The 24,169-nt window shown below is 67.5% G+C and carries 23 protein-coding genes; 10 read left to right on the top strand and 13 right to left on the bottom strand.

The window, feature by feature from the left end:
- The first annotated feature begins 3 nt into the window (after positions 1–3).
- The 4 genes from ACIG5A_RS25185 to ACIG5A_RS25170 all read left to right on the top strand — a co-directional run bounded on the left by ACIG5A_RS25185 (position 4) and on the right by ACIG5A_RS25170 (position 4,631).
- Entirely contained in the window at positions 4–927 is a 924-nt protein-coding gene (locus ACIG5A_RS25185; RefSeq protein ID WP_397244096.1) for a hypothetical protein, read from the top strand.
- Positions 928–1,058: 131 nt separating this feature from the next.
- Positions 1,059–2,666, top strand: coding sequence for an ABC transporter substrate-binding protein (locus ACIG5A_RS25180; RefSeq protein WP_397244094.1), 1,608 nt, complete (start codon positions 1,059–1,061; stop codon positions 2,664–2,666).
- A 2-nt stretch (positions 2,667–2,668) separates the two neighbouring features.
- Positions 2,669–3,481, top strand: coding sequence for an MBL fold metallo-hydrolase (locus ACIG5A_RS25175; protein ID WP_397245884.1), 813 nt, complete (start codon positions 2,669–2,671; stop codon positions 3,479–3,481).
- A gap of 133 nt (positions 3,482–3,614) precedes the next feature.
- Complete coding sequence (locus ACIG5A_RS25170) at positions 3,615–4,631, top strand: immunity 49 family protein (protein WP_397244092.1); 1,017 nt, start codon at positions 3,615–3,617, stop codon at positions 4,629–4,631.
- Between the two features lie 467 nt (positions 4,632–5,098).
- Here ACIG5A_RS25170 and ACIG5A_RS25165 read toward each other — a convergent pair whose 3' ends face one another.
- A complete protein-coding gene (locus ACIG5A_RS25165) occupies positions 5,099–5,308 on the bottom strand; it encodes a hypothetical protein (protein ID WP_397244090.1) in 210 nt (69 codons plus the stop codon).
- 1,004 nt (positions 5,309–6,312) lie between these two features.
- Between ACIG5A_RS25165 and ACIG5A_RS25160 the strand changes: the two genes are divergently transcribed.
- On the top strand, positions 6,313–8,748 hold the full coding sequence (locus ACIG5A_RS25160; RefSeq protein ID WP_397244088.1) for a tetratricopeptide repeat protein: 2,436 nt from the start codon (positions 6,313–6,315) through the stop codon (positions 8,746–8,748).
- Between the two features lies 1 nt (position 8,749).
- Here ACIG5A_RS25160 and ACIG5A_RS25155 read toward each other — a convergent pair whose 3' ends face one another.
- The 6 genes from ACIG5A_RS25155 to ACIG5A_RS25130 all read right to left on the bottom strand — a co-directional run bounded on the left by ACIG5A_RS25155 (position 8,750) and on the right by ACIG5A_RS25130 (position 12,113).
- Positions 8,750–9,511, bottom strand: coding sequence for an SDR family NAD(P)-dependent oxidoreductase (locus tag ACIG5A_RS25155; RefSeq protein WP_397244086.1), 762 nt, complete (start codon positions 9,509–9,511; stop codon positions 8,750–8,752).
- A gap of 83 nt (positions 9,512–9,594) precedes the next feature.
- Positions 9,595–10,197, bottom strand: coding sequence for a hypothetical protein (locus ACIG5A_RS25150; protein WP_397244084.1), 603 nt, complete (start codon positions 10,195–10,197; stop codon positions 9,595–9,597).
- 10 nt (positions 10,198–10,207) lie between these two features.
- Positions 10,208–10,342 carry a hypothetical protein gene (locus ACIG5A_RS25145; protein ID WP_397244082.1) on the bottom strand — a complete coding sequence of 45 codons (135 nt, stop codon included), beginning with the start codon at positions 10,340–10,342 and terminating at the stop codon, positions 10,208–10,210.
- Positions 10,339–10,581 (bottom strand): hypothetical protein, encoded by a 243-nt coding sequence (locus tag ACIG5A_RS25140; protein WP_397244080.1) that lies wholly within the window; start codon positions 10,579–10,581, stop codon positions 10,339–10,341. The genes ACIG5A_RS25145 and ACIG5A_RS25140 overlap by 4 nt, the downstream gene beginning before the upstream one ends.
- Positions 10,582–10,592: 11 nt before the next feature.
- Positions 10,593–11,456: an NAD(P)-dependent oxidoreductase gene (locus tag ACIG5A_RS25135; RefSeq protein ID WP_397244078.1), complete on the bottom strand. Its 864-nt coding sequence runs from the start codon at positions 11,454–11,456 to the stop codon at positions 10,593–10,595.
- A gap of 78 nt (positions 11,457–11,534) precedes the next feature.
- The gene (locus tag ACIG5A_RS25130) at positions 11,535–12,113 is read right to left on the bottom strand and encodes a TetR/AcrR family transcriptional regulator (protein WP_397244076.1); all 579 of its coding nucleotides are present in this window, start codon (positions 12,111–12,113) and stop codon (positions 11,535–11,537) included.
- Between the two features lie 321 nt (positions 12,114–12,434).
- Here ACIG5A_RS25130 and ACIG5A_RS25125 point away from each other — a divergent pair, with 321 nt between their 5' ends.
- The 3 genes from ACIG5A_RS25125 to trpS all read left to right on the top strand — a co-directional run bounded on the left by ACIG5A_RS25125 (position 12,435) and on the right by trpS (position 16,831).
- Positions 12,435–14,264 carry a S8 family peptidase gene (locus tag ACIG5A_RS25125; protein WP_397244074.1) on the top strand — a complete coding sequence of 610 codons (1,830 nt, stop codon included), beginning with the start codon at positions 12,435–12,437 and terminating at the stop codon, positions 14,262–14,264.
- Between the two features lie 20 nt (positions 14,265–14,284).
- Positions 14,285–15,637 carry a serine-threonine protein kinase gene (locus ACIG5A_RS25120; RefSeq protein WP_397244072.1) on the top strand — a complete coding sequence of 451 codons (1,353 nt, stop codon included), beginning with the start codon at positions 14,285–14,287 and terminating at the stop codon, positions 15,635–15,637.
- A 171-nt stretch (positions 15,638–15,808) separates the two neighbouring features.
- Positions 15,809–16,831 (top strand): tryptophan--tRNA ligase, encoded by a 1,023-nt coding sequence (gene trpS / locus ACIG5A_RS25115; RefSeq protein WP_397244070.1) that lies wholly within the window; start codon positions 15,809–15,811, stop codon positions 16,829–16,831.
- A 201-nt stretch (positions 16,832–17,032) separates the two neighbouring features.
- Here the strand turns inward: trpS and ACIG5A_RS25110 are convergent, their stop codons facing one another.
- Positions 17,033–17,782, bottom strand: coding sequence for an acyl-[acyl-carrier-protein] thioesterase (locus ACIG5A_RS25110; RefSeq protein ID WP_397244068.1), 750 nt, complete (start codon positions 17,780–17,782; stop codon positions 17,033–17,035).
- Positions 17,783–18,010: 228 nt separating this feature from the next.
- On the opposite strand from ACIG5A_RS25110, the gene ACIG5A_RS25105 reads away from it, so the two are divergent.
- Positions 18,011–18,166 carry a hypothetical protein gene (locus ACIG5A_RS25105; RefSeq protein ID WP_397244066.1) on the top strand — a complete coding sequence of 52 codons (156 nt, stop codon included), beginning with the start codon at positions 18,011–18,013 and terminating at the stop codon, positions 18,164–18,166.
- Between the two features lie 106 nt (positions 18,167–18,272).
- Positions 18,273–19,151: a hypothetical protein gene (locus tag ACIG5A_RS25100; RefSeq protein ID WP_397244064.1), complete on the top strand. Its 879-nt coding sequence runs from the start codon at positions 18,273–18,275 to the stop codon at positions 19,149–19,151.
- Between the two features lie 16 nt (positions 19,152–19,167).
- Here ACIG5A_RS25100 and ACIG5A_RS25095 read toward each other — a convergent pair whose 3' ends face one another.
- The 5 genes from ACIG5A_RS25095 to ACIG5A_RS25075 all read right to left on the bottom strand — a co-directional run.
- Positions 19,168–20,010: a class I SAM-dependent methyltransferase gene (locus ACIG5A_RS25095; RefSeq protein WP_397244062.1), complete on the bottom strand. Its 843-nt coding sequence runs from the start codon at positions 20,008–20,010 to the stop codon at positions 19,168–19,170.
- A gap of 44 nt (positions 20,011–20,054) precedes the next feature.
- Positions 20,055–20,414 (bottom strand): hypothetical protein, encoded by a 360-nt coding sequence (locus ACIG5A_RS25090; RefSeq protein WP_397244060.1) that lies wholly within the window; start codon positions 20,412–20,414, stop codon positions 20,055–20,057.
- 309 nt (positions 20,415–20,723) lie between these two features.
- The gene (gene der / locus ACIG5A_RS25085) at positions 20,724–22,139 is read right to left on the bottom strand and encodes a ribosome biogenesis GTPase Der (RefSeq protein ID WP_397244058.1); all 1,416 of its coding nucleotides are present in this window, start codon (positions 22,137–22,139) and stop codon (positions 20,724–20,726) included.
- Positions 22,136–22,843: a (d)CMP kinase gene (cmk, locus tag ACIG5A_RS25080; RefSeq protein ID WP_397244056.1), complete on the bottom strand. Its 708-nt coding sequence runs from the start codon at positions 22,841–22,843 to the stop codon at positions 22,136–22,138. Before cmk ends, der begins: the two co-directional genes overlap by 4 nt.
- A gap of 35 nt (positions 22,844–22,878) precedes the next feature.
- Positions 22,879–24,169 (bottom strand): pseudouridine synthase (locus ACIG5A_RS25075; protein ID WP_397244054.1); only part of this gene is annotated, 1,291 nt, incomplete at its 5' end.

The following is a 24,169-nucleotide window of genomic DNA, read 5'->3' as shown; positions in this document are numbered from 1 at the left end:
GGTGTGGGCGAGGATCTTCCCAGAGTCAGTGCGGCCGTTATCGGTTCGGTGGTCGTCGTGGCGATCATCGGTCCCCTGATCCTGCTGACCGGGATCAAGGAGTTCTTCTTCGCGCTGCTGCCCGGTATCGGGGTGACCGGGATGTTCCCCGGCCTGGTCGAAATGGTGTTCGGCGCGAAACGGCACTGGGTGATCAGGCTGATCGGGTGGACGGTCATCCTGCTCGGTACCGCCGAGGCCGTCGCGGTGGTGATCAAGTATCTGCACGCGTCGCCGTGGGTGTGGCCCGCGGCCATCGGCGCGGGCCTGATCGCCGCGCTGTTCATGTATCGGCAGGTGGCCGCCGAGGTCGTCCACGCGTGGATGCGCGGCAGCCTGCTCCGGTACACGATCCATACCGAGATATTTCCGCGGACCACCTCGAAACCCGCTCGCGCACTGTCCATCACACTGCCCATCGCCAAGGAGCTGATCGGCGTGCGGCCGCCGCCGTTCGTCCTGGGCTACCACCGAATTCTCAACGAGATAGCGGAATTTCAGCTGGATACGGCCAGAACGCTCGGCGACGCAGGCGATCTCGTGCGGGCCGTCACACACAGCGCCGAATCGGCCGCGCTGCGCCGGCACATGACCGGCACCGTGCTCGGGCGTCCCTACCTGACGCATTTCGCGGATTCGCTCGCACTCGAGACCTATTACCTCGACCTGTCCGAACGCACCGGCGACGCCGTGATCGTCGGCGCCGAGCAGATCGCCCTGCTCCAGCGCATCCTCGCCGGCCTGCGAGCCGACGCCACCACCGCCCGCGACACGATGAAGCGGTTCCTGGCCGACGCGCTGACCCGGCAGTCGGAACGCATGGAGCGGCTCGGCCGAAAGTCCGAAGCCGAGCAACTCGGCAAGCAAGCGCGAGCCGTCGAGGACTGATCGGTCGATCCGATCACAATGGATGTCCGAATTGACTAGTGTCCGAGGGAATCCCTTGCGGATCCGGTGAGTGCGGGCGAAAAACCTTCGCGTGCGCCCACGGACCCCTGCTTTCTCGATCGGAGAACCCGTTGAGACTCAACAGAATTACGGCATTGGCGGCGGCGTTGCTGCTGACCGGCGGTGTCACGCTGACGGCGTGCTCGTCGGACAGCGACGGCGGCGCCGATGTGGTGACCGTCAATCTCGCCGAGCCGCAGAACCCGCTGCTGCCCGCGAACGCCAACGACAACAACGGTAGCCGCATCATCGACCGACTATTCGCCGGGCTGAAGTACTACGACGCCAGCGGCGTCGCCCACAACGATATGGCGCAGTCGATCGTGACGACCGACCGCAAGAACTACACGATCACGATCAAGCCCGACTGGAAGTTCACCGACGGCACCACGGTGAAGGCGAAATCGTTCGTCGACGCGTGGAACTTCGCCGCACTGGGCACCAACGCCCAGATCCAGAGTTACGTGTTCAACGGGATCGTCGGATACGACGAGGTGAGCGCGGAAAAGCCGACCGCGCAGACGATGTCGGGCCTGAAGATCGTCGACGACTACACCTTCACGGTCGCACTGAAATCCCCGTCCATCGATTTCGAGACCGGCCTGGCCTACGCGCCGTTCTATCCGCTGCCGGAGGCGGCGTACAAGGATCTGAAGGCGTTCGGCGAGAATCCGATCGGCAACGGCCCCTACAAGTTCGCGCGCCAAGGGGCGTGGGAGCACAACGTCAAGGTCGAGCTGGCGCCCAATCCGGACTACAAGGGCGGGCGCCCGGCCAAGAACAAGGGCCTGCGGATGGTGATGTACCAGTCCTATGACACCGCGTACGCCGACCTGCTCGCGGGCAACCTCGATGCGCTCGACACGGTTCCGGCCAGCGCGATGAGCACCTACAAGAAGGATCTCGGCGCGCGCGCGATCACCAAGTCCACCGCGCAGAATTCGCATATCGGCCTGCAGCCCACCCTCGCGCACTTCGGCGGTGAGGAAGGCGTGTTACGGCGCAAGGCGATGTCACTGGCGGTCAACCGGGAACAGATCGCGGAGAACATCTTCCGCGGCGGCCGCGTCCCGGCCAAGGACTTCACCGCGAGCACACTGCCCGGGTTCAACGGAAGCCTGCCCGGCTCGGAGTTCTTGAAGTACAACCCCACCGAGGCGAAGAAGCTGTGGGCGCAGGCCGATGCCATCTCGCCGTGGTCGGGCCGCTTCGAAATGGCCTACAACTCCGACGGCGACCACCAGTCGTGGGTCGAGGCGGTGACCAACAGCATCAAGAACACCCTCGGCATCGATGCCGTCGGCGCGCCGTACCCGACGTTCAAGGACATCAGGACCGCGATCACCAACAAGACCATCGGCAAGGGCTTCCGCTACGGCTGGCAGGGCGACTATCCCACGATGCTGCAGTTCCTCACCGCGAACTACTACAGCACCGCCGGATACAACAACACCCTCTACAACAATCCGGAGTTCGACCGGCTGATCGATGCCTCCCTCGCCGCGCAGACCGAGCAGGAGTCCTACAAGCTGGTCGGGCAGGCGCAAACGCTGCTGCTCAAGGATATGCCGAGCGTCCCGCTGTTCGACTACATCGCCCAGGCGGGTCACTCGGACAAGGTGAAGAATGTGGCCCTGACGTGGGCGGGTCAGTTCGACTTCGAGAACATCGAGAAGTGAACATGTGGAAGATCTGTAGTACCTGCGCGGTGGAACACGAGGAGTCCGCGACGATCTGCCGGATCTGCGCCGACGACCGACAGTGGGTGCCCGCCGAGGGCCAGCTGTGGAGCACGCTCGACGAGCTCGCCGCCAGCGGTCATCGGGTCGAGGTGCGCGAGATCGAACCCGACCTGTTCGGGCTGACGGTCGAGCCGGAGTTCGGCATCGGCCAGCAGTCGCATCTGGTGCGGACCCCGGCGGGCAACCTGCTGTGGGATGTGCAGGGCTATGTCGACGAGGAGGCCGCGCGCCGGGTGCTCGCGCTCGGCGAGGTGGTCGCCATCGCGCCGAGCCATCCGCACCATTTCGGCCTGCAGGTGGAGTGGAGCAAGGCGCTCGGCGGGGTGCCGGTGCTCGTCGCGGAATCCGATATGGAGTGGATCGCACGGCCCGATCCGGTGATCCGGCCGTGGTCCGGACGGCTCGACCTGTTGCCAGGTGTGACACTGCGCCAGGTCGGTGGGCACTTTCCCGGCAGCGGCGCGGTGCACTGGTCCGCCGGTGCGGGCGGTAAGGGCGTGCTGTTCAGCGCCGACACCATCCACACCAACCCGGACCGCAAGTCGGTCACCTTCATGCGCAGCTATCCGAACCGCATCCCGCTCTCGGCCGCGGTGGTCGACCGAATCGCCAAGACGATAGGCGAATTCGAGTTCGACCGGCTCTACGACAACTTCGGCCACGCGATCGACACCGACGCCGACGCGATCGTCCGCCGCTCCGCGGACCGCTACATCGGTTGGGTCAGTGGCGAATTCGACCACCTGACCTGAGTTCGCGCGCCTCGGCGGCGGGTTGGAGCCCGCCGCCGAGGAACCGCGCACAATTCGGAAGGCGGGGAACCGCGGATGGTTTCGGTGCGTCGAATCATGTGTAGGGCTTGATTCGTCGTCTCTCGGGAGCACCATGTCCGTTGTCCAGCATGTCTCGCGCCACTATCCGTGCGATCCGAGCGCCGCGTCCGCGGAGGCGGGTGATCGGATCGACTTCTATATGGACGTGCTCCACCGCGGGGTGGCCGAGGCGCAGCGGGAGAAGCAGCGACTGCTGGCCGAGGACGATCTCGCCGGGGATCAGGACGGTGCGCTGGCCCGGATCGGGGTCAGCAGTTTGCAGCTGGCCGGGTACTTCAGTCTCGCGGACTTCGGTGACGAGTTCGCGCGGATCCGCGCGAGCGTGCGGTGTGCGGCGAATGCGCTTGTGGCACGGTTGCAATCGGCCGGACAGCCGGCCGGGCGGGCACATGTCACGGCGGTGATCGAGGAGCGCGAGTACTGGATTCCCACGCTCGGCGGGACCGCCGACGCGCCAGCGGCATCGGACTTCCTGGCGGGTCTGTGGACCACGCTGGTCGTGCGCGATCCGCGGCTGCTCACCTTCCTGCTCGGCGGGCCGGACCGTCTCGGATATCCGGTCGGCGCGGGCGAGTATCGGCAGCTGTGGGCGCGGTGCTGGCAGCAGTGGCATACCGGAGACACCCGGCTGGCGCAGACCATCGCCGACGCCGAGTCCGCCGCCGACGCCTCGGGCGAGGAGTACGCGACATACATCGCGGCACCGGCGATCCGCGCGCTGCGTCACCTGACCACCGGCGCCGCAACCGAATTCGACGCCGCGCTCACCGAAGCGCTGCGCCAGCACCGCGCCTACTGGGGCGCCGACGAACGGCGGCTCGACACACTGGGATTCGTCGCATGGCCGCTACTCGCACTCGTCTGCCAAGCCACCGCACGCGGCCTGCACCGCACGGTCGAATCCGACTACCTGCCGGTCGGCCTGCTCGACCACGCCTGGACACTCCCCTTCGCCGAGGACATCATCCGCTACCCCAACGCCACCCACGACAAAGACGGCGACCCGCTCTACCCCATCCGCCTCGGCATCGACGGCCTCTGGGAACTCCACGAGGCCACCGACCGATAGCTCGCACGTACCGCCAGCCCCACCCGATCTGCCGCCGCCAGGTCCGGTAGCTCGAGATGTAGCGCCATTTCTCCCGATCGGAAACAGCGCCGACAGGTCGGGCACCGGACGGCAGGCGGCAGGCGGCAGGCGGCAGGCGGCAGGCGGCAGGCGGCAGGCGGCAGGCGGCAGGCGGCAGGCGGCAGGCGGCAGGCGGCAGGCGGCAGTCAAGTCCAGCAGGTCGCCGAGCGCAGTCGAATGGCCATGCGACACGCCGAAGTTGGTGCCATTCGGATGCGCTCGATGCCGGAGGTTCATGATCAACGCGCACTGCGGTGGTACGTGCGAGTGGCCCTACCCCAGTGCACGCTGACCTTGAACTACGTTGTGTCACAGCACAACACGCCGAGAAGGCCGTCGAGCGCAGTCAAATGGCCGTGCGACACGCCGTAATCGGGGGCCATTTGACTGCGCTCGACGGGTCGGGGCTAGCGGAACAGGGCAACGATCATGTCGGTGATGATGCGTAGGGTGTACTGGGCGGCGCGACGGCGGGACGCGTCGGGATGTGCGGCGGCGAGTCCGATCACCGCGATGACGGTCGCCAACAGTGCGGCGAGCCCAGCGGCGCCGATAATGAAGACTGTCGGCGGGAGCTGCTCGGCAGTCGAAACACCCGCAGCGATGGGTGATTTCATAGTTCCTCCAACTCGGTCGTTCAGGTCGGAGCAAACTATTCGCTGAAACCACATCCCTCGGCAGGAGGCAGCGGCACGGCGGCGGCAGCAGGTCGGATCGAACCAGGTGGCAGTGGTTATATCCGCTGCCGCCGCGATGCCGCGGCGGCACTCGGCGGACATGCGACAGGCCGATGACCCGCCTTGACGGCAGGCAGCGCTATTCCGCGGCATTGCGGCGGCTACTCGAACAGGCCGAGCAATGCGCGCAGGGTGAACGCCTTACCCTGCACCGCATCGCCGCGGCCGCCAACGAGCTGGTGCGCGCCGATCGGCGACGCAAGCAATTCTCGTCCAGCGGATCGAGTGCGGAACCCAAGCCCATCACCCGCACCGCGCTGAACGGCTGGTTGAACGAGGGCAAGGTGCCCGCCGCATGGGAGCAGCTGTGGGCGGTGGTGCGAGTACTCGCCGAGGCCGCGGACATCGCCGATCTGCGTGCCCTCGAAATGCGCTGGCGCAAACTGCGCACCGAAGCGCTGATCACACCGAGCCGCAACGCCGCCATGCCGGAACCCGCACCGGAGCAACCGGTCTCCGCGACAGCACAACCAGCTACGACCGCAAAACAAACAGCTACAGCACCGGCTCAACCGGCCACAACCACAGCCCCAGCGCAACCGACCTCAGCCACGACGCAACCAACCTCATTCCCAGCGCAACCGACCACAACCACAGCACCACCAACTACCACCGCAGAACAAACAGCTACAGCACCAGCTCAACCGGCCACAACCACAGCCCCAACGCAACCAACCTCAGCCACGACACAACCAGCCACAGCCACGACACAACCAGCCACAGTCACAACACCACCAACGACCACCGCAGAACAAACAGCTACAGCACCGGCTCAACCGGCCACAACCACAGGCCCAACGCAACCGACCTCAGCTACGACACAACCAGCCACCATCGCGGAACAACGGGCTACAGCCCCGGGGCAACCGGCGCGGCACGGCATCGTGGTCGGCAAGATTCCGCAGGAGTCCGCGCATTACATCGTCCGCGACAAGCTGCGGGAACTGTCCGACTCGCTGGAGCGGTCGCAGGTGGCGGTGGTGACCGGGCTGCACGGCATCGGCAAGACGCAGCTCGCGGCGGCGTACGCGCGATCGCGGGTGGATCGCGCGAACGGGTTGGTCGGCTGGGTCAACGCGGACACCGAGGACGCGCTGCTCGCCGATCTCGCGGCGATCGCCGAGCGCGTCGGCGTGGCCGATCCGAACGGCGATTCCGCGGTCTCGGCGCGGCGGCTGCGCGATCACCTGTCCGGCCGGGCCGCGGCCGCACTGCTGGTCTTCGACAACGCGATCGACCCGGACCGCATCCGGCCGCTGCTGCCCACCGGCGGATGGACCAGGGTGGTGATCACCAGCACCGACCTTTGCTTCCTATCGCTCGGCGCATCCGCCGATCTCGAGGTGTTCGCCCGCGCGGAGTCGGTGCGCTTTCTGCGCGAGGCGACCTCGTCCTCTGATGAAGCGGGCGCCCAGCTACTGGCCGCGGAACTCGGCGATCTCCCGCTGGCGCTGTCCGCGGCCGCGGCGACCATCACCGGCCGCCGATTGGACTATGCGCGCTACCGTGCGCTCCTGCGCGATCACCCGCTGCCGAAAGCGTTGAGCCGCAGGCGAGGCCACGATCATCCACTGCCGGTCGATCGAGCGATCATGCTGTCGCTCAGCACAGTCGAAGCACCGACGGACGATCCCGAACTCGATGTCGTCGTCCAGTGGTTGGTCGGAGTGATCGCGATGCTCTCCCCCGCGGGCGTACACCGGACGGTGCTGCCCGATCGGGATACCAGGCTGGACGAGGCGATTCAGCGGTGCGTCGACGCTTCCCTGCTGACCTGGTCCACCGGTGGGGACGCGCTGTCGATGCACCGGCTGGTCGGCCGAGTCGTCCGGGAGCGGGCGGAGATTCGCGGGATCGGTGCCGAACTCGTGTGCGCCGCAGGCGAAGTACTGGAGACCCGATTGTTCGGCATCGGCCAGGCCTGGCCGCGGCGCGCCGAGGGCTCCCACCTCGTCGAACACATCGACGCGCTGTGGGCAACCGGCCTGCCCGAGACCGCCGATATCGACACTGCGGCACGGTTGTTCGACCTGCGGTTGTGGGCACAGCGGCAACTGATCGCGGCCACCGACTTCACCCGCGCCATCGCCGCGGGCAAGCACGACATCGCCGACAGCACGCGGATACTCGGCGCCGATCATCCCACCACGCTGCTCTGCCGCAACAACCTTGCCATGACCTACTATTCGGCGGGCCGCATCGACGCCGCGATCGACCAGCAGCGCACCGTGCTCGGCGACGGCGCGCGCACCCTGGGCGCCGATCACCCGGTGGTAGTGCTCACTCGCTCCGACCTCGGCACCACTCTCAGCGATGTCGGCAACTTCGGCGAAGCCATCGCGTTGCTCGAACAAGCGCTCGCCGACTATCTCCGTGTCCATGGCGTCGCCGATGTACGAACTCTCACCTGCCGCATCAACCTTGCGCGAGCCTACGAATCGGCGGGGCGTTTCGACGACGCCATCGCCGCCTACCATCATGTGCTCGGCATCCGCACCCGGACAATCGGCGCTGACCACGCCGATACGCTGCTCAGCCGCAACAACCTCGCCACCGCCTACGACTCGGCCGGACGCCACGCCGAGGCGATTCCACTCCAGGAGGCCACCCTCGCCGACTGCGAACGCGTCCTCGGCACTACTGCCCCGCTCACGCTGACCGTGCGCGGCAACCTCGCGATGGCCTACCGCTCGGCGGAGCGTTTCGACGACGCGGCCGCCCTGCTCGAGCAGACCCTCGACTGTCGCGAAAAGCTCTACGGCGCAGACCATCCCACGACAATCGCCTGCCGGACCAACCTGGGCTTGGTCCTACAGGAAGCGGGCATGCACGAGCAGGCGATCGCGCTCCAGACGCGGACGCTCGCCGACTGCGAACGGGTGCTCGGTAACGACCATCCCTACACCCTGTCGTGCCGCAACAACCTGGCCGACACCTATCGTCGCACCGACCGCTACGCGCAGGCGCTGGCGCTGCACCGGCAGACGCTCGCCGATCGGGAAAGGCTCTTCGGCACAACGCATCCGAAGACCGCGACCTCACGCAACAACCTCGCGGCCACCCTCGAAGCGGCGGGCAGCCCCACCGAGGCGATTCCGCTCTACGAGCGGACGATCGCCGATCGCGAGCAGGCACTCGGTCCCGATCATCCCGACACGCTGAGCGCACGCAACAATCTCGCGCATGCCCACCATGCGGCGGGCCACGCCGAGCAAGCGAGCACGCTCTACGAACGCACGCTGGCCGATTGCGAACGCGCGCTCGGCCCCGACGACCCGATTACCATCGTGGTCCGGTCGAACCTGGACGGCGTCCGATAGCTCAGCGGGCCGCCATGCGGATCGCGGCGTCGAGGCGGATCACCTCGCCGTTGAGCATCGGGTTGTCGACGATGTGCGCGACCAGCGAGGCGAATTCGGCCGGATCGCCGAGCCGCTGCGGGTGCGGAACTTGTTGTTCCAGTGAGGCTTTCGCCTCCGGAGTCAGACCGGCCAGTAGCGGGGTTTCGAACATTCCCGGCGCGATGGTGACCACCCGGATGAGATGTTCGGCGAGATCGCGGGCCAGCGGCAGCGTCATTCCCGCGACGGCGGCCTTCGAGGCCGAGTAGGCGGCCTGGCCGATCTGCCCGTCGAAGGCGGCGACCGACGCGGTGTTGACGATGACGCCGCGCTCGCCGTCGACCGGCTCGGTGCGGGCGATGCGCTGCGCGCCGAGCCGCAGCACGTTGAAGGTGCCGATCAGGTTGACGTCGACGACCACCTGGAACGCGGTCAGCGGCACCACCCGGTCGCCGGTGAGCACGCGGCCGGGCAGGCCGATGCCCGCGCAGTTGACGATGCCGCGCAGCGCGCCGAGCGATTCGGCGCGGTCGAGTGCGGCCTCGACATCGTCCTCGTCCGTCGCGTCGCCGGGCGTGAAGACCGCCGCCGCGCCCAGCTCGTCGGCGACCCGAGCGCCTTCGGAGTCCGGCAGGTCGAACACCGCGACCTTCGCGCCGTCGGCCACCAGCCGCCGCGCGGTCGCGAGACCGAGCCCCGAGGCGGCACCGGCGATCAGCACAACGTGGTCGCGGATCTGCATCAGCCCGAATTCCTTCCAGCGCGCCCGTGGTCAGGGCGGTAGTGAGTACGCCAGGCCATTCATATCAGCAAGGATCCCACTTCTCAACAAGAGATCTTTCTGAATAAGCATCGATGCCCAGGCCGACCGAGCGGAAAGGCGTGCGATGCGGCGAAGACGATGCCGAGCGCGAGGACCGAGGCGGCCAGGGCCGCCGTCGGCAGTGCACGAGTTCCCACCGAGGACAGCAGCAACCCGCCGAGCAGGCCACCGCCCGCCACCGCGAGATTGAAGACGGTGACCAACATGGATTGCGCGACATCGGCATTCGCGCCCGCGGCATCGGCGATCGCGGTCTGCAACAGCGTCGGCGCGCCGCCGAAGGTGAGGCCCCAGGCGATCACTCCGGCGATCACCACCGGTGCCGATTCGGCGCCGACGCCGAGAATCACCGCCGCGCCGGCGAATCCGGCGAGCGAGGCCAGGGTCGCGATGCGCAGGCGGCGATCGACCACCACGCCGGTACCCCAGATACCGCCGATCGCGGCGGCGCCGAAGATCAGCAGGACGATATCGGCGGAATCGGCCAGGTTCGCCCTGGCCAGGAACGGCGCGATGTAGGTGTAGAGGATGTTGTGGCCGAGGATCCAGAGCATGACCACGGCGAGGACGGGACGTACACCAGGCTGAGTGATGACCTCGCGCAACGTCTTGCGATCACCGGCGGGCTGACCGGGGCAGATCCGGGACGAGCGCCCGAATCCACAGCAGCAGAACGACGGCCAGTGCGCGCCCCTGCCATCGCTGCGGCACCAGACGCCGGGCGTATCCGGCGAGCAGACCCCGGATCACGCCCGCCGCCATCCCCGCGGCGAAGCGGGCGACGAGAGTGAGTGCGTAGCTGGGCGATACAGCGTGACGAGCTGGCCCGCCATCGCCTCCGAGACGCCGAGGCCGTGCCCGATCTTCGGAAGCAGTCCGGCGGGCATGGTTTCGATGATGATCGCCAGGAATCCGGCGGTGGTGAAAGCGAGTAGCCGTCGCGTCGGCAATGATTCGATGCTGGTCGGGCTGATTACTGTGCTGGACACCGGAATTCCCCTCAGCGCGCCAGATGGGAAGCGGCCATGTCGGCGTCGCCGTATCCGGCCGCGGCGGCACGGCGGAATCGGCCGAGCCCCGCGGCGGTGACATCGACTGCGACACCGGCTTGTTCGGCCGCGGCGACAATGAGCTCGGCATCCTTCACCGAGTTGGCGACGGAGAAGGCCGCCGGATACTCCCCCGCGAGCATCGCGCCCGCCTTGGCGCGCAGGAATCCGCTGTCGAGCGGACCGCCGGCGACCACATCGACGACCAGTGCCGGATCCACGCCGAATGCGGTTGCCAGCGACAGGCTTTCGGCTATGCCATGGGTGAGCGCGAAGACCAGGCTGTTCAGCGCGAGCTTGAGCCGGGTGGCCACGCCGGGCCGCTCCGCAACCCACACGGTCCGGCTACCGATGGCATCGAACACTGCCTCGGCCACGTCGCGGCCATCCTGCGGTCCGGCGGCGAGTACGACGAGCGTGCCGTTCTCGGCCGGTTGCTTGGTGCCCTGCACCGGCGCGTCGTAGAAGGTGAGGCCGGTGGCCCGCGCGAAGTCCGCGAACTCGGCGGTGTCGGCCGGGCCGACGGTGCTCAGCTGGATCCACACCACACCGGGTGCGAAAGCCGGTGCGGCAGCGGCCATTACCTCGCGCACAGCCGGTCCGTCGGCGAGCACCGTGACGATGACATCGGCGCCCGCCACCGCCTCGGCGACCGTATCGGCGACCACGATGCCTCCAGCGGCGCCGACCTCGTCCGCGGCGGCACGCGTCCTGTTCCACACGCGCACCGCACCGTAGGCACGCAGATTCTTCGCCACCGGTGCGCCGATGATGCCGGTGCCGAGCACCGCGACCGTCCTGATCGGTTCGTTCACTACCGTCTCCTCATCTTGTTTTTTAACGATCGTTCCACTACGTGGGCATGCGAAAACCGCATGCCCCCAAGGGAACTCCTAGAGCAGGCGCATGGTGGTGTCGACGATATCGACCATGGCGGGCCGGTCGGCGGTCTTGCCGAGCACCCGCAACCCGTACATCGCGTTGATCAGATACCGGCCGAGCGCCTTCGGATCGCGATCCGCCCCGATCTCACCGTCGCGCCTGGCCCGTTCGAGCGCGGCACGGAAACCGTCCTCCATCCGCCCGAAGATCCGCCGGGTGAGCGCGGTCACCTCCGGGTCGCGCCCGCCCAGCTCGATGGCCGCGTTGACCGCGAGGCAACCGCGATGCGCCGGAATCGTCCCGGATTCCTCGTCGACGACGGTCATCAGCACGGTGCGAATGCGTTCGCGCACCGGACCGTCGCCCTCGAGCACGGCGATCTGCCTGGTCGCCCATTCGCTGTCGTAGCGGCGCAGGCATTCGAGGAACAGCTCGTGCTTGCCGGTGAAGGTGTTGTACAGACTGCCGCGGCCGAGGCCGGTGTGGTCGACCAGATCCTGCGCCGAGGTCGCGGCGTAGCCCTTGTCCCAGAACGCCGCCATCGCGGCGTCGACGACGCGATCGGGGTCGAATCCCTTGGCCCGTGGCATGACGATGACCCTAGCACGTTTTTGAACGATCGTTACAACACGATTCGCGGACCGTCCCCCAGTACTCGGCGTAGGGGGAGCAAACAGGACCGAAGAATGCGTAGCGATTACTCATGTGCTCGTGACCCGCGAGTTCTACCGTTGATTGTGTTGCGGGACATCCCGCCACGAGGGCAGGCAATTCAGCGGCGTTCCGCAACACCCGACACACGCACGGAGGTTGCGACCATGACTGTCCACGATTTTCTAGAGATGCCCGGGGAGCCGAACGCCTGACCCCGGGCGTTCGGTGACTCGGCGCGTTCGCCAAGGAGCAGGGCAATGGCGCTCACTCCACTCCAAGAACTCGGAGACCTCATCCTCGTCGCGCTGTCGGCTCCGAAACACGCGACCCCCGACCAGGTGATCCGGATCATCACCGGGATGCGGGAGTTCGATCCTTCCGACGACGATCTGCGGCCCGATCGCCCGCACGACGATCGGCCGGTCTGGCACAGACGGCTCTACATCGCGCGGCGCTACCTCGGTGACGACACTCTCGTGCTGTCCAACCGCCGCCAGTGGATCATCACCCCGATGGGCGAGGTCGCCGCGATCGAGGCGCGGCGCAGGCTGACCATGCCGGACATGCCCGCCGTCACGCAGAGCCCGGACCAGCGAAACCTGGTGCAGCCCAGTGTCATCGCCAAGCCGCTGCTGGATCCGGACGTGCGGGCCCGTGTCCTCGACCAACCGGTGAGCGAGCACGAGCCGCTGTCGGTCGTGATCGAGCTGAACGTCGGATACCTCGGCGGGAAGCAAGCGGCCGCAGCCGCCCTGAGGCAGTTGCTCGAACAGATCGAGCCGGAGGCCGACGAGCGCACGGGCGCGTTCGAAATGTTCGACGAGTATGTGCGGGCACGGATGTCGATCCGGCAGGTCAAGCAGCTGGTGCGCCTGGATCACGACATGCGGCCACAGCAGAACGGCCACAACGTGATTCACCGGATCTGGCCGAACTTCCCGGTCAAACCGCTGATCGACATCTCGGCGCGCACGGTCAAGGCGGATGCGGCGCGGCGCTCGTTCGACGCGTGCGGACGCGGGATCCGCTGGGCGGTGGTGGATTCCGGGATCGACAAGAACCACCCACATTTCGCCGAGGCCAAGACGGTGCTCGCCGACGATGTCATGCCGCTGCACCGCGATTTCACCAAATCGGTGCACCCGGAGCCCAAGACGGCCGAGGACGCGCTGCGCGACGACCTCGGGCACGGCACGCACGTGGCCGGGATCATCGCGGGCTATCTGCCGAATTCCTTTCCGGCGGACAAGATCCAGGTGATCACCGAGCAGTACACCGAGCCCGACGATCCGAAACCGATCAGGGGTGACCGCGTGGTTCCCGCTTCGGCACTGTCGGGGATGGCGCCGCTCGCCCACCTGGTCAGCCTCAAAGTGCTCAGCGCGGAAGGCGCCTCGGACATGATCTCGGTGATGGCCGCGCTGCGCTATATCCGGGAGGTCAACGGCGACAACGACAAGATGACCAAGATCCACGGCGTGAACATCAGCCTCGGCTACGAATTCGACGCCGAATGGTTCGCCTGCGGGCAGAGCCCGCTGTGCAAAGAAGTGGATCGGCTGGTCCGCTCCGGCGTCGTGGTGGTCGTCGCGGCGGGCAACACCGGATACGGCCGGTTCAGCGCATGGGAACGGCAGACCAACGTCGGCCTGACCATGACCATCAACGATCCGGGAAATGCCCAGCGCGCCATCACCGTCGGCTCGACGCATCGCGAATCACCGCACACCTACGGTGTCTCGTACTTCTCGTCGAAGGGGCCGACCGGCGACGGCAGGCAGAAACCGGACCTGATCGCACCCGGTGAGCGAATCACCTCGTGCGCCACCGGAAAAGCCGCCGCCAAACGCGGAATCATCGACCCGCTACCCGATCTCGCGTGCTACGGCGAGGACACCGGCACCAGTTTCGCGGCGCCACACGTCTCGGGGGCGATCGCCGCATTCCTTTCGGTCCGGCCGGAATTCATCACCCAGCCGGAACGCGTCAAGAAGATATTCGTGAAATCGGCGGTACCGCTGGGCCGGGAGCGCTACTTCGAGGGCGCCGGACTCGTCGACCTCATGCGCGCCCTGCAATCGGTATAGCTCGGAAAGAGGAGAAAACCATGGCCAAGGACATCGGCGGGCTGCCGCTGTGCGAGATACGGTTCGACGACGACGGCGACGTCGACCAGGACGGCGAGCGCGCGCTCAACGCCGAACTCGACGCGTTCGAGCCGACCGACCTGCTGGTCTTCAGCCACGGCTGGAACAACACGCCGAGCGTGGCGAGCCGGCTCTACGAGGCCTTCTACGGTCAGGTGCCGTCGCTGCTCGCCGCACACGGTGTGCCTGGCCGGAAAGTGTTGCTGCTCGGCGTCTTCTGGCCGTCCAGCCGCTGGTCCGACGAGCCGATTCCGGATTTCGCGCCCGCAGGCGTCGTCGATCTCGGCGAAGGAGCAGGCGGCGCAGCGGGTTTCGGGCCACGGCCGGAATTCGAGCCGCCCGCACCACCCGACGCGGGCATGCGGACGCTGATCCGTGCCGCCTTCCCCACCGACCAGCACGCCGCGGTCGACGAACTGCTCGACCTGCTGGTGAAGCGGCCCGACGACCTCGACGCGCTGCGGCGCGCACGCGAGCTCGTCCGGGCCATCGCCGCGGCCACCGGCAGCGACAGCGACGGCGAGCAGGCCGATGCCGGGCCGTTCATGGCCCAGCCCGACCCGGAGGCGGAACTGTTCGCCAGCTTCGCGACACAGCTCGAGGAGCTCGATGTCATCACCGGCGGCGCGGGCGGGGCGGCCGGATTCGGCGATGCCATCAAACGCCTGTGGCACGGCGCGCAGGAGGCCGCCCGCCAGCTCACCTACTGGCAGATGAAACATCGCGCGGGCACCGTCGGCGAACGCGGTCTCGGACCGCTGCTCGACCGGCTGCTCGCCCGGCGGCCCGCGCTCGGCATCGACCTGATCGGGCACAGCTTCGGCGCGCGGGTGGTGTCCTACGCGCTCGCCGGACTGCCGGGCAACCATCAGGTGCGCTCGGTGACGCTGCTGCAAGGGGCGTTCTCGCACTTCGCCTTCGCGTCGTCGCTGCCGTTCGATGCGGGCAGGCACGGCGCGCTCGACGGGCAGGCGGCCAAGGTCAGCGGGCCGGTCACCGCCTGCTATTCGAGCCACGACTCCGCCGTCGGCACGATGTATCCGCTGGCGTCGATGGCCAGCCGCGAGGATGCCGCCGGATTCGACGAGGCCACCTACCGCTGGGGCGGGATCGGGCACGACGGGCACCAGGCGGGCGTCACCGAACTCGCGCTGCGCGATGTCGGCACCCGGTACGAGTTCGGGAGCGGGCTGGTCAATATCGATGCGGCACGCGTGGTGAAGAACGGATCACCGCCCTCCGGCGCGCATTCCGACATCATCCATCCCGAGCTGGCCTGGGTGGTGCTCTCGGCGGGCGGCTTGGTGGGCTGAGCTATCGTGGAGGCATGAATTCACTGTCGTGCCAGAGCTGGTGGCGCTCCGTTTAGGAGCGGTCACCTACGTTGCGCGCGATTCGGGCCGTTCGGATGGACGGCCCTTCGTGTTTCCTGATCGGGGTGGACGTGCCGTCCGACGGCGACCACCACCCACCAGGAGCACGTCATGAACACACTCACGGCCGCGGAGGCCGACATCCTCGCCGACCCGGCGGCGCACCGGATCCTCACCGGCGACCGGCCGACCGGGCGGCTGCATCTCGGGCACTACTTCGGCACGCTGCACAACCGGGTCCGGCTGCAGCACCTCGGCGTCGAGACGTTCGTGCTGATCGCCGACTACCAGGTGCTGACCGACCGGGATATCGCCGACGATCTGGCCGGGCACGTCGAGGAGCTGATGCTGGACTACCTTGCCGTCGGCATAGATCCGCAGCGGAGCACGATCTTCACCCACAGCGCCGTTCCCGCGCTCAACCAGTTGCTGCTGCCGTTCCTGAGCCTGGTCTCGGTCGCGGAACTCGGCAGAAATCCCACGGTCAAGGACGAGATCGCGCATTCGCGACAGTCCTCGGTGAGCGGGCTGATGTTCACCTATCCGGTGCATCAGGCCGCCGACATCCTGTTCTGCAAGGCCGATCTGGTGCCGGTCGGCCAGGATCAGCTGCCGCACCTCGAGCTCACGCGCACCATCGCTCGGCGCTTCAACGATCGCTACGGCAAGCTGTTTCCCGAACCGGCGGCCATGCTCTCCGCCGCACCGCTGCTGCTCGGCACCGACGGCACCAAGATGAGCAAGAGCCGGGGCAACGCGGTCGCGCTGGCCGCCGATGCCGACGCGACCGCGCGGCTGCTGCGCGGCGCCAAAACCGACGGCGAACGGCACATCACCTACGACCCGGCGCACCGGCCGGAGGTGTCGTCGCTGGTGCTGCTCACCGCGCTGTGCGAAGACCGCGATCCGGTGGCGGTCGCCGCGGAGATCGGGGGCGAGGGCGCCGCCGCGCTGAAGAAGCGCGCGACCGAAGCAGTCAACGAATACCTGGCGCCGATCCGCGCCCGCCGCGCGCAGTACGCGCAGGACCGGGGCTACCTACGCCAGGTGCTGCGCGAGGGCAACGAGCGTGCCATCGCGATCGCCGAAAAGACCCTGAGCGAGGTGCGCGCTGCAATGAATCACCTTTGCTGACAAGCCTTTCCCTTGCTGCGAGTCGGTGCCGCGTTGCGCGTGCCCGTCGACGGCGAGCACAGCAGGTGCTGCGCGTCGGCACCGAGCGTGCCATCGCTGAAACGCCCCGGGCGCAATGCGCATTGCGATGAGTCACCCACGCTGGCGGGCTCGACCTTGCTGCGAGTCAGAACGGCGTGGCACCCGCTCGTCGTCTACGGGTCAGAGCGAGCTGACACGGGCGGTGGCGCGGGCCTCGTCGTCGACAGCGATCCAGATGTCGAGGTCGGCGTCCGTTCGGCGGCTGACCAGCCGGACGGATTCGCCGGTCTTCAACGGCTTCGCGTATTCGATGATGACGCGGTGCGGGGTGGCCATCAGATCCGGATGGGCGGCAAGCACCTCTTCGACCGCGCTCAGGTAGATGGCGTTGTTGACGTGGTCGAGCAGGTCGATATCGGCGACGCGCAGCGGGAACGGCAGCTCCTTGACGTCCGAATCCGGGACAGGGTCGGTGAGCACCGCCTGCCAGCGGAGCCGGTGCTCGGTGGTGCTGGCCAGCATGGGTGCCATGAAGGCGTCGCTCATGCGGGCCGGAACGCCGGACTCGGTACCGAAATGGATGAGGAACGCCTCGGTTTCGACAAGGCCGCCCTTGCTACCGCTGATCTGCACGCGCATATTGCACCAGCGGGTCGACAGCGCCGAGCACCAGCGGCTCAGGGTCACCCGCTCGCCGAACTCGACCGGCTTCAGCACGTCGATCACGGTGCGCCGCACGACCCAGCCACGATGCGTGTCGCCGTCGACGACGGCGTCGAGATGCTCGAAACCGATGTCCTGCAGGTAGCGGGCGATCGCGTCGAGCCGCAGGCGCTGATCGCGATCGGTATCGCCGTAGCGAACGGGCCACCCCGTCTGGAACGGCGTTCCGATGGCCGGACGTTCCGGCAGTGTGCTGGGAATGACCATGCCCGGATGATGCCAGGCGAAGATCGCCCCGTCCCGCACCGCCCTTCCCTCAGCGCGCCGCGGCACGTGTTCCCTCCGCTCTGGCGCCGAAAACGCCTAGGGGATCGCTGCTGATGGCTTGTTCGCGTGCCGCAGGACCGTGCACGGCGGGAACTCCTCGGTGAACGTGCGCGGACGATTCTCGGCAACCCGTGCCTCCGCCGTGCCTGACCAGCGGATACTGACGATATGACCCAGCCGACCAACGAACAAGCACCCGAACCCGTTATCGACGAAACGCCGGTCCGCGAGGAAGTGTCCGGCGTCGAGGAAATGCCGGTCGAACAACCGCGGGTCGCGCCGACGGTGCGCTCCACCAGCGTCACCTTTCCCGCCCTGAAGTAGCGATCCCGACGGCATTTCCGGCACCGCGCCACGTCGCACACGGCCGGAGCGGCGATGGCCGGAGCGGCCTTGACCCTGACACCGTGTCAGGCGGTTGCCTCGAAGTATGACGGCTTACATCGGTTCCGGCCCTTACTGCTACAGCAACGCACTGGCGATGATGCTGGCGGGTGCGCCGCCGGTTGGCGTGATCGAGACATTGACCGGGGCGCCTTTCGGGGCCCAGATAGAAAGTGGCATACCGTTTTTCGATCCGATCGGGTGGCATCCGGAGATCGGGATCGACACGGCCGTCGAATTGCTCGGGTGGTCGTGTGTGCGCACCGACGGCGGGTCGGAGGAGGAGGCGCTCGAGCGGCTGCGGGGTGCGGTCGCGCGGGGGCCGGTGCTGGCCGGACCGCTCGAGCTGGGGTTGCTCACGTATCGGCCCGACTCCGGAATCGCGCTCGGCGCCGACCATTACGTCGTGGTGCTCGCGGTCGACGGCGATACCGTCGTGCTGCACGATCCGCAGGGGCATCCACATGCGTCGTTGCCGACGAAAGCCTTTCTGGAATCGTGGCGGGGCGAGCAGGTCACCTATATCGATACGCCGTTCGTGCTGCGGGCGGGATTCGTCAGGCACCGTTCGGTTTCCGCGGTCGAAGCACTGGAATCCGCACTGCCCCGAGCCATCCGCTGGTTGGACGGTGCGAGCGCCGCGATCGAACAGCTTGCCGCGATGGTCGAGGAAGGGTTAGATCCCGAAATCCGCCACCTGCTCGGCATATTCGGTATCCGGCTCGGTGCCCGCCGGCTACTCGACGCGTCCGTCAGCCTGAAGATGCTGGGCCGCACCGCTTCCGCCGACATCGCCGCTCACCAATCCCGGCTCGTCGGCGCCCTGCAGTATCCCCTCGTCATGGGTGACGATACGGCGCTGGCTGCCATCTTGCGCCGCCTGTCCCCCACCTACGCGCAACTCCGCGACGCTCTCGCCGGCTGACGAAAAGAGATCCGGCCTACCTCGTGGTGGCGCGAATCATGTGCACGCCGGTATCGGACGAGGCCGGTACCGGACGCCCGAGGTATCCGGCCAATAGCGCTGCGGCAGTATGGTCTTCGATGTCGGTGAAGCCCAGCGACAGGAGCTGATCGCGGATTTCGTCGGCGGTGAAATAGGTTTGCCATGGCTCGCCCATGTCGGCGACCCGAGCGACCCTGTCCTGACGGGATGCCGCGACGTCCGGCGCCAACGACAGTTCCGGGTACAGGTAGTCGAGAACCAGCACCGAGCGGTGGCCGTGCGTGGCGATGAAGCCGAGGGTGTCGGTGACCGACGCGCTGGTCAGATACATGACCACACCGAGCCAGACGAACACCGCGCCGCGGGCGCGATCCAGGCCCGCCGCGGCCAAACCGTCGGCGAGAGTGCGCTGTTCGAAATCGATGGGCGCGTAGGTCAGTGTGGGCGGAATCGCGATGCCCGCCTCCGCGATTCGCTGCCGCTTCCACGCCTGGGTGTCGGGATGGTCGACTTCGAAGAAGCGGACATCCGGATGCGGGTTGCGGTAGGCGGAGGTGTCCATGCCCGCGCCGAGGATCACCACTTGACCGATGCCGTCCGCGATCGCCGCGGCGATGGTGTCGTCGGCGAAACGGCTGCGCGCCGCGATGAACATGCGCCGCCGCCTGACCACCACCGGATCGGCGCCACGGTCGAATTCGTTGTCCCGGCAAGCGGATTCACCTACGAGCGGCACAGCCAGCGGATCGGTGAACACACGGGGCTCGTCGGCGAGTTGATGGTAGGCCCTGGCGTTGGCGGTGGCCATCGCGGTCCTACTCGGCTGTCCTAACCGCATGCCGATCACCCTACTGGCATACGGACCGTGCTCGAGTGTGGCGTCTACCTCAGCCACCGCAGCGCGGCCTCGGCGATATCGTCGGGGCTGCGGTTGAAGGCGATGGCCGCATCGGGCGCGTGCTGCCGGATCAGATTGATCACCGTCTCGAAGAACTCGAGCAGCGGCTCGTGCTTGCGGATACCGCCGCCGACCACCACGCACGCGTAAACGTTGCCGGTGAGCGCCGCAACGATCGCGTCCTCGGGATCCTCATCGAGCGCGACCAGGCACAGATCGGCTTCGATGCCGTGATCACCGAAGCGGGCCTGCCCGCGCGCGATTGCCGCCACGACCGGTTCGGGATCCCAGTCCGGAATCTTGGTGGGATCGACTCCGATCACCAGAACACGCCCCAGTGCCATACATCCTCCGCTCAACCGCATCCCCGATGGCCGGGCCACACGATCCTGATGCTGCCACACGGAGCACCCGACACGGCTGCGGTCGTGAATCCTGCCGTCGGGTGGTCGTGAATTCGGGCGAATCGAGAGGGGCTGGCCGGTGTCGCGTCGACGCTACGTCGCGATCGCCGAGGCAATGAGCTCCTGACCGTCGCGCGTCAGGAACAGCGAGTAGTGGCCGGTATCCCGCAATTCCGCGAATATGCGCCGCGAACAACACCGCGCCGGATGGCTGAGCGGCACTCAGACATCCGACGCGGTGGAAATCGGTTACTTCTTGCGTTCGCGCTTCTCGCGGACGCGCACCGAGATGCGGACCGGTGAACCGTCGAAGTTGAACTCTTCGCGCAGGCGGCGCTCCAGGAAGCGGCGGTAACCCGCCTCGAGGAAGCCGGTGGTGAACAGGACGAACGTCGGCGGGCGGGTACCTGCTTGGGTGGCGAACAGGACGCGGGGCAGGCGGCCGCCGCGCATGGGCGGCGGTGTCGCCGCGACCACTTCCTTCAGCCAGGTGTTCAGGCGACCGGTGGAGATGCGCTTATCCCAGGACTCCAGCGCGGTTTCCATTGCGGGAACCAGCTTTTGCACGGCGCGGCCGGTATGCGCGGAAATGTTGACGCGCTGCGCCCACGGCACCCGGACCAGATCCCGGTCGATCTCACGCTCGAGCATGTGGCGGCGGTCCTCGTCGACGAGATCCCACTTGTTGAACGCCAGCACCAGCGCGCGACCGGAATCGGCGACCATGCTGATCACCCGAAGATCCTGTTCGGTGAGCGGCTGTGAGGCGTCGACAAGCATGATCGCGACCTCTGAGGCATCCAGCGCGGCCTTGGTGCGCAGCGATGCGTAGAACTCGGTGCCGCTGGCATGGGACACCTTTCGGCGCAGCCCCGCAGTGTCGACGAATTTCCAGATCTTGCCGCCCAATTCGACGAGCGAGTCGACCGGGTCGACGGTGGTGCCCGCCACATCGTGCACGACTGAGCGCTCATCGCCCGAAAGTTTGTTCAGCAGACTGGATTTGCCGACGTTCGGCTTACCGACCAGCGCTACACGACGCGGACCGGCGCCGACGCTGCCCTCGCGCGGGGTCTCCGGCAGCACCGCGAGCGCGTCATCGAGCAGGTCGCCGGTGCCGCGGCCGTGCGCGGCGCTGACCATGCGCGGCTCACCGAGTCCGAGCGACCACAGCGACGCGGCCTCGGCCTCGGCGCGCTGGTCGTCGATCTTGTTCGCGACCAGGATCACCGGAATCTTGGAGCGGCGCAGCATCTTCACCGCGGCCTCGTCGGTGGCGGTCGCGCCGACGACGCCGTCGACCACCAGCAGGATCGCGTCGGCGGTCTGCATGGCCAGCTCGGCCTGACGTGCCACCGACTGCTGCAGGCCCTTCGCGTCGGGTTCCCACCCGCCGGTGTCCTGCACCCAGAACTTGCGGCCCGCCCAGTTCGCCTCGTAGGAGATGCGGTCGCGGGTGACGCCGGGGATATCCTCGACGACGGCCTCGCGGCGGCCGAGGATGCGGTTCACCAGCGTCGACTTGCCGACGTTGGGGCGGCCGACGACCGCGAGCGTCGGCATGGCGATCTGGTCTTCGCCCTCGAACTCGCCATCGAGATCGCTGATCTCCCAGTCGGTTTCGTCGCTCCAGACGCCGTCACCGGCCAGTACGTCTTCCGTCATCGGACACCTCCCTTCCTGCTCACCGAAATCTGTTCGGCCACTACGCGATACAGCTCATCGATGACCTCGTCCATGCTCAGCTCGCTGGTGTCGACCAGTACGGCGTCCTCGGCGGGACGCAGCGGGGAGACCTTGCGCGTGGAATCGAGGTTGTCGCGGCGCTGCACGTCGGCGAGCACGGCCTCGTAGTCGTCGCCGCGGCCCTCGGCGATGTTCTGCTGATTGCGCCGCTGGGCGCGCGCCTCCGCGGAGGCGGTCAGGTAGATCTTGGCATCGGCGTCGGGCAGGACGACGGTGCCGATATCGCGGCCCTCGACCACGATTCGCTCTGCGACGACGGTGATTTCGCGCTGCAGTGCGACGAGCAGATCGCGCACCTCGGCCACCGCGGACACCGCGGAGACGGCCTTGGTGACGACGTCGCCGCGGATCTCGGAGGAGACGTCCTCACCGTCGAGCTCGATCAGCTCGCGGCTCGGGTCGGTGCCGATGGTCAGGGGTAGCTCCTTGACCGCGGCGCCGATGGCGGAGGCGTCGGTCAGCTCGACACCGGCGCGCAGCACATGCAGCGTCGCGACACGGTACATGGCGCCGGTATCCAGGTAGCGCGCGCCGAGCCGGGTCGCCAAACGCCGTGAGACGCTGGACTTTCCGGTGCCCGACGGGCCGTCCATGGCGACGACCAGCGGGGACGTGTCGGACATCCGCGCCGGATTCGCGACAGGAATCTCCACACCGTTCACAAAGACACCGCCTCGTAGAGTTTGCCGATTTCGTCGCGGCCGAGCACGCGCAGCGTGCCCGGACGCTGATCGCCGAGCACGACCGGACCGATGTTGGTGCGCACCAGCCTGCTCACCGGGTGGCCGACCGCGTCGAGCAGCCGGCGCACGATGTGCTTACGCCCTTCGTGCAGTACGAGTTTCACCAGCGATCGGCCCTCGCCGAGCTCGAGCACCTGGAACTTGTCGACCTTCGCCGGGCCGTCCTCGAGCTCGATGCCGTCGCGCAGGCGCTTGCCGATCACCTTGCCGTTGACCTCGCCGTTGACCGTGGCCAGGTAGGTCTTGGACACCTCGAACGAGGGGTGCATCAGGCGATGCGCGAGATCACCGTCATTGGTGAGCAGCAGCAGTCCTTCGGTGTCCGCGTCGAGACGCCCGACATGGAACAGCCGCTGACCGGCCGCGATGCGCTCGGCGACGATATCGCCGACGCAGGGGCGGCCGAGATCGTCGGACATGGTGGACTGCCAGCCCTTGGGCTTGTTCAGCGCGATGTGCACCAGTTCCTCGCGCACCATGACGCGGGTGCCGTCGACGCGGACCACGGCGTTCTGCGGATCGATCCGCAGGCCCTGCTCGGTGACGATGGCGCCGTCGACCTCGACGCGGCCCGCGGCGATCATCTCCTCGGCGGCGCGGCGCGAGGCCACGCCCGCCTTGGCGAGCACCTTCTGCAGCCGCTCGCCCTCGCCCCACGGCATCTTCTCGTGGCCGCCCTCCACGGGCGCCTCGGTGTGCTGGCGCTTGGCCGGTTTGGCGTTGCTCAGCAGCGGCGCGGAAACGACCTTGCGCTGCGGCTTCGGATTCTTCGGCTTCTTACCGGTCGGCACGGAGGTCGCCGGACGGTCGGTGCGACGTGGCGAATTGCCTTGCTGGGCAGGGCCGCCCGGCGCGAACCCGCGCGAGGTGCCACGCGAAGCGCCACCCTGCGCGCCCGCACGCTGACCCGAACCACCCTGTGCGCCACCGCGGTAGCCACCATCGCCCTGCGAGGAGCCACGGTAGCCCGAACCACCCTGCGACGAACCCCGGTAGCCGCCCTCACCCTGCGAGGAACCACGCGAGCCGGAACCCGAACCACGGTAACCACTCTCGCCCTGCGAGGAACCACGGTAACCCGAGCCGCCCTGCGAAGAACCGCGATAGCCGGAACCACCCTGCGACGAACCCCGGTAGCCGCCCTCACCCTGCGAGGAACCACGCGAGCCGGAACCCGAACCACGGTAACCACTCTCGCCCTGCGAG

Source organism: Nocardia sp. NPDC052566, from assembly GCF_044547285.1.
Taxonomy (GTDB): Bacteria; Actinomycetota; Actinomycetes; order Mycobacteriales; family Mycobacteriaceae; genus Nocardia.
Note: the sequence above shows the minus strand (reverse complement) of the source record. Positions and strands in the feature narration are given on the sequence as shown.

Coding starts and splice junctions, on each gene's coding strand:
- ACIG5A_RS25100 (WP_397244064.1), top strand. CDS start 18,273: ATGACGGCTTACATCGGTTCCGGCCCTTACTGCTACAGCAACGCACTG.
- cmk (WP_397244056.1), bottom strand. CDS start 22,843: ATGTCCGACACGTCCCCGCTGGTCGTCGCCATGGACGGCCCGTCGGGC.
- ACIG5A_RS25105 (WP_397244066.1), top strand. CDS start 18,011: ATGACCCAGCCGACCAACGAACAAGCACCCGAACCCGTTATCGACGAA.
- der (WP_397244058.1), bottom strand. CDS start 22,139: ATGACGGAAGACGTACTGGCCGGTGACGGCGTCTGGAGCGACGAAACC.
- ACIG5A_RS25090 (WP_397244060.1), bottom strand. CDS start 20,414: ATGGCACTGGGGCGTGTTCTGGTGATCGGAGTCGATCCCACCAAGATT.
- trpS (WP_397244070.1), top strand. CDS start 15,809: ATGAACACACTCACGGCCGCGGAGGCCGACATCCTCGCCGACCCGGCG.
- ACIG5A_RS25120 (WP_397244072.1), top strand. CDS start 14,285: ATGGCCAAGGACATCGGCGGGCTGCCGCTGTGCGAGATACGGTTCGAC.
- ACIG5A_RS25125 (WP_397244074.1), top strand. CDS start 12,435: ATGGCGCTCACTCCACTCCAAGAACTCGGAGACCTCATCCTCGTCGCG.
- ACIG5A_RS25130 (WP_397244076.1), bottom strand. CDS start 12,113: ATGCCACGGGCCAAGGGATTCGACCCCGATCGCGTCGTCGACGCCGCG.
- ACIG5A_RS25155 (WP_397244086.1), bottom strand. CDS start 9,511: ATGCAGATCCGCGACCACGTTGTGCTGATCGCCGGTGCCGCCTCGGGG.
- ACIG5A_RS25165 (WP_397244090.1), bottom strand. CDS start 5,308: ATGAAATCACCCATCGCTGCGGGTGTTTCGACTGCCGAGCAGCTCCCG.
- ACIG5A_RS25170 (WP_397244092.1), top strand. CDS start 3,615: ATGTCCGTTGTCCAGCATGTCTCGCGCCACTATCCGTGCGATCCGAGC.
- ACIG5A_RS25095 (WP_397244062.1), bottom strand. CDS start 20,010: ATGCGGTTAGGACAGCCGAGTAGGACCGCGATGGCCACCGCCAACGCC.
- ACIG5A_RS25110 (WP_397244068.1), bottom strand. CDS start 17,782: ATGGTCATTCCCAGCACACTGCCGGAACGTCCGGCCATCGGAACGCCG.
- ACIG5A_RS25175 (WP_397245884.1), top strand. CDS start 2,669: ATGTGGAAGATCTGTAGTACCTGCGCGGTGGAACACGAGGAGTCCGCG.